We start from the raw sequence: 782 nt of genomic DNA, 5'->3' as shown, positions 1-782 counted from the left end.
GAATGGCAAGTCGAACGTCACCGTCACCACGGCCGGCACCTGCGGCAAGGCGACCATCTCGCCGGGTAACGCGGTGACCGGTTGGACCAAGTACAGCGGCAACATCTGGAGTGCGCCGATCGCCTTCACCCCGGTCCAGGTCGCCATCAGCGGCGCACCGATGAGCAAGGCCCACTGGCCGAACTCGGGCTGGGCCACCTCGACCTCGGGCATGCCGAGCAGCGACCTGAGCGGCGCCAACATGGTCTACCTGGACAACCAGTCGGTCGCCAAGATGCAGGCGCTCACCAGCAACAGCGTCAGCAGCGCAAAGCCCTTCTACGTCGAAGGCAAGCTGTGGATGCTCGACACCGCCAGCGAATGGGCGGTGCAGAACGGCCGCCTGTATATCTGGACCGCCGACGGCCAGAGCCCCGAGGGCCGCGCCTGGGCCTCGCCGAGCGCCAACGGCATCAATGCCGATAACTCGAGCGGGATCACGGTGAACAACATCAAGATCTTCGCCGCCAACAACGGCATCAGCGCCAACACTGCGAAAACCTTGAAGGTGCTCAATACCGACATCGTCAACAGCGAAATGGACGGTATCTGGGCCAGCGGCAGCACCGGCTTGACGGTCGACCAGAGCAGCGTGACCAACTCGCGCCGCAACGGCATCGACGGCTGGTATTCGATCGTCGGCGCCAAGGTGACCAACACGACTGTCAGCAACAGCGGCACGGTCGGCATGACCACGCCGAGCGACGGCGGCATCTTCTTCGGCGACGGTTCGGACAACCTGA

Annotated in this window: 1 protein-coding gene; it reads left to right on the top strand. The window is 64.2% G+C overall.

Translation table 11 applies throughout. The features are described from left to right. Positions 1-782: right-handed parallel beta-helix repeat-containing protein (locus tag ACFPO9_RS27710; RefSeq protein WP_379777684.1), on the top strand; the 782-nt coding region annotated here is incomplete at both ends.

The sequence above is a fragment of the Massilia aerilata genome, from assembly GCF_042656905.1.
In the GTDB taxonomy this organism is placed as follows: Bacteria; Pseudomonadota; Gammaproteobacteria; order Burkholderiales; family Burkholderiaceae_D; genus Telluria; species Telluria aerilata.
The sequence above is the reverse complement of the archived record's forward strand: the minus strand, read 5'-3'. Positions and strand labels throughout refer to the sequence as shown.